This is a genomic window from Gracilibacillus ureilyticus (assembly GCF_900111195.1).
GTDB classification, from domain to species: Bacteria; Bacillota; Bacilli; order Bacillales; family Amphibacillaceae; genus Gracilibacillus; species Gracilibacillus ureilyticus.
Genome location: NZ_FOGL01000010.1, coordinates 135,783 through 142,452, shown reverse-complemented (window position 1 = coordinate 142,452; position 6,670 = coordinate 135,783). Strand labels below are relative to the sequence as shown.

7 protein-coding genes and 1 rRNA gene are annotated in these 6,670 nt (G+C 36.6%); 5 read left to right on the top strand and 3 right to left on the bottom strand.

Annotation, left to right across the window (positions count from 1 at the left end):
* Window positions 1–223 precede the first annotated feature (223 nt).
* The 3 genes from rrf to BMW36_RS11250 all read left to right on the top strand — a co-directional run bounded on the left by rrf (window position 224) and on the right by BMW36_RS11250 (window position 2,752).
* Window positions 224–339: ribosomal RNA gene (gene rrf, locus BMW36_RS11260) — 5S ribosomal RNA — on the top strand.
* A gap of 164 nt (window positions 340–503) precedes the next feature.
* Entirely contained in the window at window positions 504–1,463 is a 960-nt protein-coding gene (locus BMW36_RS11255; protein ID WP_089741132.1) for a D-2-hydroxyacid dehydrogenase, read from the top strand.
* A 104-nt stretch (window positions 1,464–1,567) separates the two neighbouring features.
* Window positions 1,568–2,752 carry an MFS transporter gene (locus BMW36_RS11250; protein WP_089741130.1) on the top strand — a complete coding sequence of 395 codons (1,185 nt, stop codon included), beginning with the start codon at window positions 1,568–1,570 and terminating at the stop codon, window positions 2,750–2,752.
* Window positions 2,753–2,883: 131 nt separating this feature from the next.
* On the opposite strand, the gene BMW36_RS11245 is transcribed toward BMW36_RS11250, so the two are convergent.
* Together BMW36_RS11245 and BMW36_RS11240 are read right to left on the bottom strand one after the other, a co-directional pair.
* On the bottom strand, window positions 2,884–3,318 hold the full coding sequence (locus tag BMW36_RS11245; RefSeq protein WP_089741128.1) for a hypothetical protein: 435 nt from the start codon (window positions 3,316–3,318) through the stop codon (window positions 2,884–2,886).
* Between the two features lie 70 nt (window positions 3,319–3,388).
* A complete protein-coding gene (locus tag BMW36_RS11240) occupies window positions 3,389–4,012 on the bottom strand; it encodes a stalk domain-containing protein (protein WP_175480430.1) in 624 nt (207 codons plus the stop codon).
* Window positions 4,013–4,260: 248 nt separating this feature from the next.
* Here BMW36_RS11240 and BMW36_RS20380 point away from each other — a divergent pair, with 248 nt between their 5' ends.
* Window positions 4,261–4,398 carry a hypothetical protein gene (locus tag BMW36_RS20380; RefSeq protein ID WP_175480429.1) on the top strand — a complete coding sequence of 46 codons (138 nt, stop codon included), beginning with the start codon at window positions 4,261–4,263 and terminating at the stop codon, window positions 4,396–4,398.
* A 222-nt stretch (window positions 4,399–4,620) separates the two neighbouring features.
* Complete coding sequence (locus BMW36_RS11235; protein ID WP_089741124.1) at window positions 4,621–5,742, top strand: methyl-accepting chemotaxis protein; 1,122 nt, start codon at window positions 4,621–4,623, stop codon at window positions 5,740–5,742.
* A 151-nt stretch (window positions 5,743–5,893) separates the two neighbouring features.
* On the opposite strand, the gene BMW36_RS11230 is transcribed toward BMW36_RS11235, so the two are convergent.
* Window positions 5,894–6,652 carry an EAL domain-containing protein gene (locus BMW36_RS11230; RefSeq protein ID WP_089741122.1) on the bottom strand — a complete coding sequence of 253 codons (759 nt, stop codon included), beginning with the start codon at window positions 6,650–6,652 and terminating at the stop codon, window positions 5,894–5,896.
* Window positions 6,653–6,670: the final 18 nt, after the last annotated feature.

Genomic DNA, 6,670 nt, shown 5'->3' with positions numbered 1-6,670 from the left:
GAGGAGATAAAGGAAACACGGTGAAGAATGAACCGATGTTGACTTATCGTACGAGGTGAGGGAAGGGCACTAGTTTCTGGGTACTCTAGGCTAGACAGCTAAATTTATCAAGTGAAATTGTTTGATCCTTGTCTAACTTCTTATCTAGTTTTGATGGTATATGGTAGTTCAACTAAGACCGTCACTTCCATGTGACAACGTTGATCGACCTACATCCTGTAGGTCTGGTGACGATAGCGGAGAGGTCACACCTGTTCCCATGCCGAACACAGTAGTTAAGCTCTCCAGCGCCCATGGTAGTTGGGGCTTTGCCCCTGCGAGAGTAGGACGTTGCCAGGCAACAGAAAAAACCTTTAAGGGATACTTTCTCTTAAAGGTTTTTTCGTGTTTATTCGATAAACCGGAAGCAATACCACGCTTAAAAGCTTCAAAAGTGGATTCACTAATTTAAAATGTTAATATAGAGATAAACTCGGGTAGTAATATAGACGAGGAGGATTGTTATGACAAAGAAAAAATTAGTGATAAATTCAGATCTTGATGAAAAGTTAATCAAAGAAATCCAGCAGGAAATTCCGGACTGGCAAGTAATTGCACACAAGGATCCAGAGAAAATCACACAAGACCTTGCTGAAGCAGAAATTGTACTACATTGGAAGAGGGCAGCAGAGCAAACATTGCTTGCCAACAGAGATCTAAAATGGGTTCAAACTTTTAGCGCAGGAGTCAACAGCCTCCCATTGGATCGTTTAATACAAAATAATGTGAAATTAACCAGTGCCAATGGGGTTCATGGATATCCGATATCTGAAACTATTTTTGCTTTGATGCTTGCTTTAACAAGGAAAATTCATACATATGTCCGCCAGCAAAAAGAGAAAACATGGCACAAAGCTGATATAAAATTAGAAATTCATCAGAAAACAATCGGAATTTTAGGCGTTGGTGCTATTGGCAGGGAGACTGCAAGAATTTCAAAAGCATTTGGCATGAAAGTCCTTGGAATGCGCCATTCAGGAAAAAACATAGAGGATGTTGATGAAATGTTTACCCCAGATCAATTATCAGATCTTCTGCCAAAATGTGATTATGTTGTAATAACTCTTCCATTAACAGATGAAACAACTGGAATGTTTGGAAAAGAAGCTTTCAGGCAAATGAAAAACAGTGCATTTCTTATCAATATCGGTCGAGGTAAGATAATAAATGAGAAAGAGCTTATTCAGGCATTAGAAAATGGTGAAATAGCTGGTGCTGGACTGGATGTTTTTGAAAAAGAACCGTTATCAGAAGACAGTTCCTTATGGGAGATGGAGAATGTGATAATAACCCCTCATACGGCAGGAGCTACTGAACATTATGACGAGCGGGTAATTAGGGATATATTTATACCGAATTTAAGGGAATATCTTGAATCAGATGCCCCTACCCTTAATGTGGTTGATTATGAAAAGGGCTATTAATTCACTTTGGTTATAAAAAGTTTATTTAATTGCACAGGTGATTTTGTATTAGCAGGAAAATCACATACTAGCTGCTAGCTATTACAGAAAAAGGAGTCTTTTATTTGAGTGCACAACAGAAAAAAGAAAAAATTTGGACGAAGGATTTTGTGCTGATTTGTCTGGCTAATTTTTTTATCTTTTTAGGTTTTCAAATGACACTGCCGACGATCCCGTTATTTGTTCAGCAATTAGGAGGATCAGATCAGTTTATTGGTCTAATAACAGGGATTTTTACATTTTCTGCATTGCTTTTAAGACCAACTGCAGGCCACTCCCTAGAAACAAAAGGAAGACAGTTTGTTTATATGATTGGTCTTGGTATTTTCGTTGTCTCTATTGGTTCCTATGCATTTATAACAAGTATTGTCGTTCTGTTTATGATGCGGATAGTACAAGGCTTAGGATGGGGGTTTTCCACAACAGCTACTGGTACTATAGCTACAGATTTAATTCCGGAATCAAGACGAGGGGAAGGGATGGGGTATTTCGGATTATCGGGCAATATCGCTCTTGCAGCTGGTCCGGTACTGGGCCTCACCTTATATAAGCATATCTCCTTTACTTTGTTATTCTTAATATGTGCAGCTTTAGGGATCATCGCATTCTTATTATCCAGTCAGATTTCCTATAAGCCTGTAGATCCTGAGGCAAGAAAAGTAGTTCCTCCAAGGTTTGATGTAATGGAAAAAAGCGCATTAAGGCCATCTCTGTTATTATTTTTTATTACCTTTTGTTTTGGCGGGATCGCATCTTTTTTACCGTTATATACAGATCAGGAGGGGATTGCGGGGATAGAAGCGTATTTTCTCATTTATGCTATCTTCTTAATGATAACAAGAGCCTTTGCGGGCCAGTTGTATGACAGGAAAGGGCACATTGCCGTATTTATACCTGGAGCGTTTCTAATCTTTGTGGCAATGTTTCTATTAACATGGCTGCCAAATTCAATGGTACTGTATATCGCTGCAGCACTTTACGGCTTAGGATTTGGAACAGTTCAGCCTGCTCTTCAGGCATGGGCTGTTAATCAATCGCCGGAAAACCGTAAAGGGATGGCAAATGCCACTTTCTTTTCCTTTTTTGATTTAGGAGTGGGCATTGGCGCGATCGGTTTTGGTTTTATTGCTTCAGCATTTGGTTACATGTACATATACGCGGCAGGTGCTGTTTCTGTTGTAATTTCGATAATATTATATATATTGCTGTTACTAAAGGACAGAAAGATTAAACAGCATGAATTGGTCTGACTGGAAACTTAATGAAAGCTGGTATATAAGATCGGCTATCTGCCGATGTATAAATGGCAGATGTCGATCTTTTCTTCAAACATGAGCCTGGAATTATCATTAGGATGGTCTCAAAGAAGGGGCTGAAATCATCATTTATTGTAGGATCTTTCTAACATAAAATGGATTGCCTCATCTACATCTGTCGTATATAACAATGTTTTCTCATAGTCAGTAGTTAATTCTTCTTCTACTTTGAAGTAATCCTCAATGGTAAGCATACCAAAGAAGTTTTTCCATTTATGTTTTTTCTCCATTGCTTTATAGTTTTCTTTTAATTGTTCCGTATCAAAATCAAGAATTGCAAGTCCGGGAAAATTAACCTCACGATCAGGGAACTTTTGAGTGATCATTTTTTTATATTCTTCTGTCATCTGCATACTTTGTGTAACGCCCAGCATTTCTCCTTCAATTAACAATCTGTCTGTTATTTGATCGTAAATTTCTTCGTCATAGTCACTTTCGTAAAAAATAGTTACAGCATAATTATCTTCATGCTCTTCTTCCCGTTTTTTTCGTAAAAACAAGTGTATAACCTCCTGTTATATGAAAATAAAAAGGATACCCCTCTATACTTAGGAGATATCCTTTTCTGGATTAATTTAGTTTCAAACGGTAAGAAAACTCATCTAGCACTTTATCCTGGAAGTAAGACGAATCTCCTTTTGTTCCATCATAAGATGTGCGGAAATATCCAGTATAGAAATTATGTTTGTATGTACCTGGCTCTGTCTCTTCTAAGATAATTGTTTCTGTCTGGATAACTTTATTATTCTGATTGATTACCTGGAAAGTAGCTGTAGCTTTTTCTTTCAAAGGCTCTGTAATGGTGTATAGTATTTCTCCATCAGTATATGTAACGCTCACTACATCATGAATCGGCACTCTCGCATTAGGAGTAGCAGCATATTCAATTACCTCTATACCGTCCTTAGCCAATTTGACTGATTGATCTTCTTCTTTCAGATCCACACGATAATTTTCTGCATCCCAGCCGACTTCATAGCCTAATGCTTCACTTACAACTCTAAGTGGTACATAAGTGCGCTGATTGTAAATAATCAGCGGATTAGAAGACGTGTCAATATTTTCCCTTACATTTACTATTTGTACGTATGATGCCAATGTAGCTTTTATTGCTTTATCTGCAGCAAAGACTAGAGAAGGAACAGCAATAAATAAAACTAGTGAGAATATGATAATATATTTGATCTTTTTCAAAATAACCCCTGCATTATAATTTATATGTTAAAATTACCACAATTTTCTTGCTTGTGGTATTAGACTTATTTACTATCTTTCCCGGTTGAAAATAAAAGGCTTACATCAAGAAGTGTGACTAAATACACAGAATTATCCTATCAAATTACCTATAATGAAGTGAGAATTGATACTATTTCGCTAAAGAATACAGCTTTAGAACCGATATTATAGTAAAAGAGAATCTATTTTGAATGCAGGAGGAAAATATGACCAGATCAAAGGAGCTCCAATTAAAAGATATTAAAAAGAAGAATGGATTAACATTAGCTACTTTTTCATTTTCTCTAGTTTGTGCCTTAATTTTAGCTTTCGTGCAGGACGAATCAGTGAAAGGAATGTATTAGGGAATAGAGCTGATAATCCTTATTGCAGGGTATCTGTTAATAAAAAACATAATTAAAGAAGATATAGTATACCCTTATTTTATTGTAGGAGTGTCATTTGTCTTTGCTTATATAGGAATCTATCTCTTCGGAAGTAGTCTCTCTGTATTAGTGATTCTATTCTTTCTATTATTTTTAACAACTATTTTCTTATTATTACCTGTTTTTATAACAGGATTTGCAATGGGCATTGCAGGAATTGTATATAACAGTTTAGCAGCTAATGCTGAGGTACAGTTTTTGAGCGATAATTTGTCCTTGGTTTTGGTCACATACTTATTATCAGGGATAATAGCTGGAGTATTAATTTACCTTAACAGAAATCAATTTAAACAGATCGAATCAATGTTGGAAAAATCAGAAGAAGAGTCATTAGAGAAAGAAAAGAACCAGAAAACTCTCGAACGACATGTAGACAGTATTACGGAGAGAATAACTGGTGTAAACCAAAAGGTGCAAAGCAATGTGGAATCACAAACAGAAATCTCTCAGGCCATTTCTGAAATAACTACAGGCAGTACAGTACAGAACGAGAAAATATCAAATATTGCTCACAGTCTTCAAAATATGCTTGCACAGGCATTAAAGATGCTAAATGAAACAGGCTCACTCAAACAGGATTTTGAAAGTGCGATGGAAACTTCATATAATGGGGATGCGATTTCCAAAGAGTTATCACAAAGCATGAGTGAGTTTGATCAGCATATACAAGATTTGAGTCGTGCATTTCAGTCTTTATCCAATAATATAAGAGAAACGAATTCATTCTCACAGGATATTATCGATGTTAGTCAGCAGACAAATCTTCTTGCATTAAATGCATCCATTGAGGCAGCTAGAGCTGGGGAAGCTGGTAAAGGGTTTGCGGTAGTTGCAGAGGAAATCAGGAAGCTTGCCGAAGTTACTAACAAAGCGGCTGAAAAAATTACGAGTAACCTGGCTGAAGTCAATGAAACGAACGACTCTGCTTTGGAAATCATGAATGTTAACATTAAAATGGTTCAAAGTAACCAGGACAGAACGGAACAGGTTAACCGGGCATTCAGCGAACTGACGGAACATTTAGAAAATACTAACCATCGCTTCACAAGTTTTCAACAATTGGCTGTAAATGTAAAAGATGATTCCTCTATTATTGAACAGGCAACAAATGAATTAGCTGCCATTATCGAGCAGGCTTCTGCAGCACTTGAAGAAATGAGTGCAACAGTGGAAAATATAAATAATCAAAATGAAACAATTGGTCAGGAAATGAAAGAAACAGAACAGGAAGCAAAGAATATAGTATCAAGCAGGTTAGTTTAAATTTTACTTAATTATGATAATTCACCATCTTATAAAGATAAGGAATCCACAGCAAGGGTTTGCTGTGGATTATTGTTTTAAATGGAAGGAAATGAGAATAATTGATTTAGAATGAACAAAAAGGACTGATGTGATATCGGTCCCTTTTTGGCTAAAAATCATTCGCCATCTTTTTTTCAAAGCATTTAATCGTATCCAGCGGTTTAGGTTCAGCCAGTAAAAAACCCTGCACGATCGAGACACCAATAGATTTAGCCATTTCTAAATCTTCGAGTATTTCGATCCCTTCAAGCACAAATTCTGTTTCCGTATTGAGACAGTATGTAACGATTGAACGAACCATTTCCTGTTTCCGGTTGGAACTTGCCAACTGGTGGGCAAAATACCGGTCCATTTTTACAAAGTCGGGTTGTAACTCGACAATTGCCTGTAATGACGAAACGCCTTTGCCGACATCATCAATAGCAATTAAGAAACCTTTTTCCTTTAACACGGAAACATTGTGTAGTAATGGTATTACATTGTTCATCACATCAGATTCATTGATTTCAATGATCACCTGGTCGGGTCTGAATTTTTTATCAGCCATATATTGATCAAGATATGTAATAAATTTTTCCTGAATCAAATTAGACGGAAATACATTGATCAAGAGTTTTTTTTCATCTGTTGACCTGCATACAAGTTCATTAAACGCTTGCAACGCTTTTCTTATTGAGCGGAGTTCCAGGTCGAAAAACCGGTCTGTCTGACTTGCCTGCTCAAAAAGTATTTCTGGGTTTTTGTACAATTTGGTTCGAAGTAATGCTTCATATCCAATGATTGATAGAGATTCTAGATCATACAATGCTTGGAAATAGTGCTCGAATTTTTCATTATCAATTAAATCGTTCATTTTAGCTTTGGACATGATAACCTCCTAATGAAG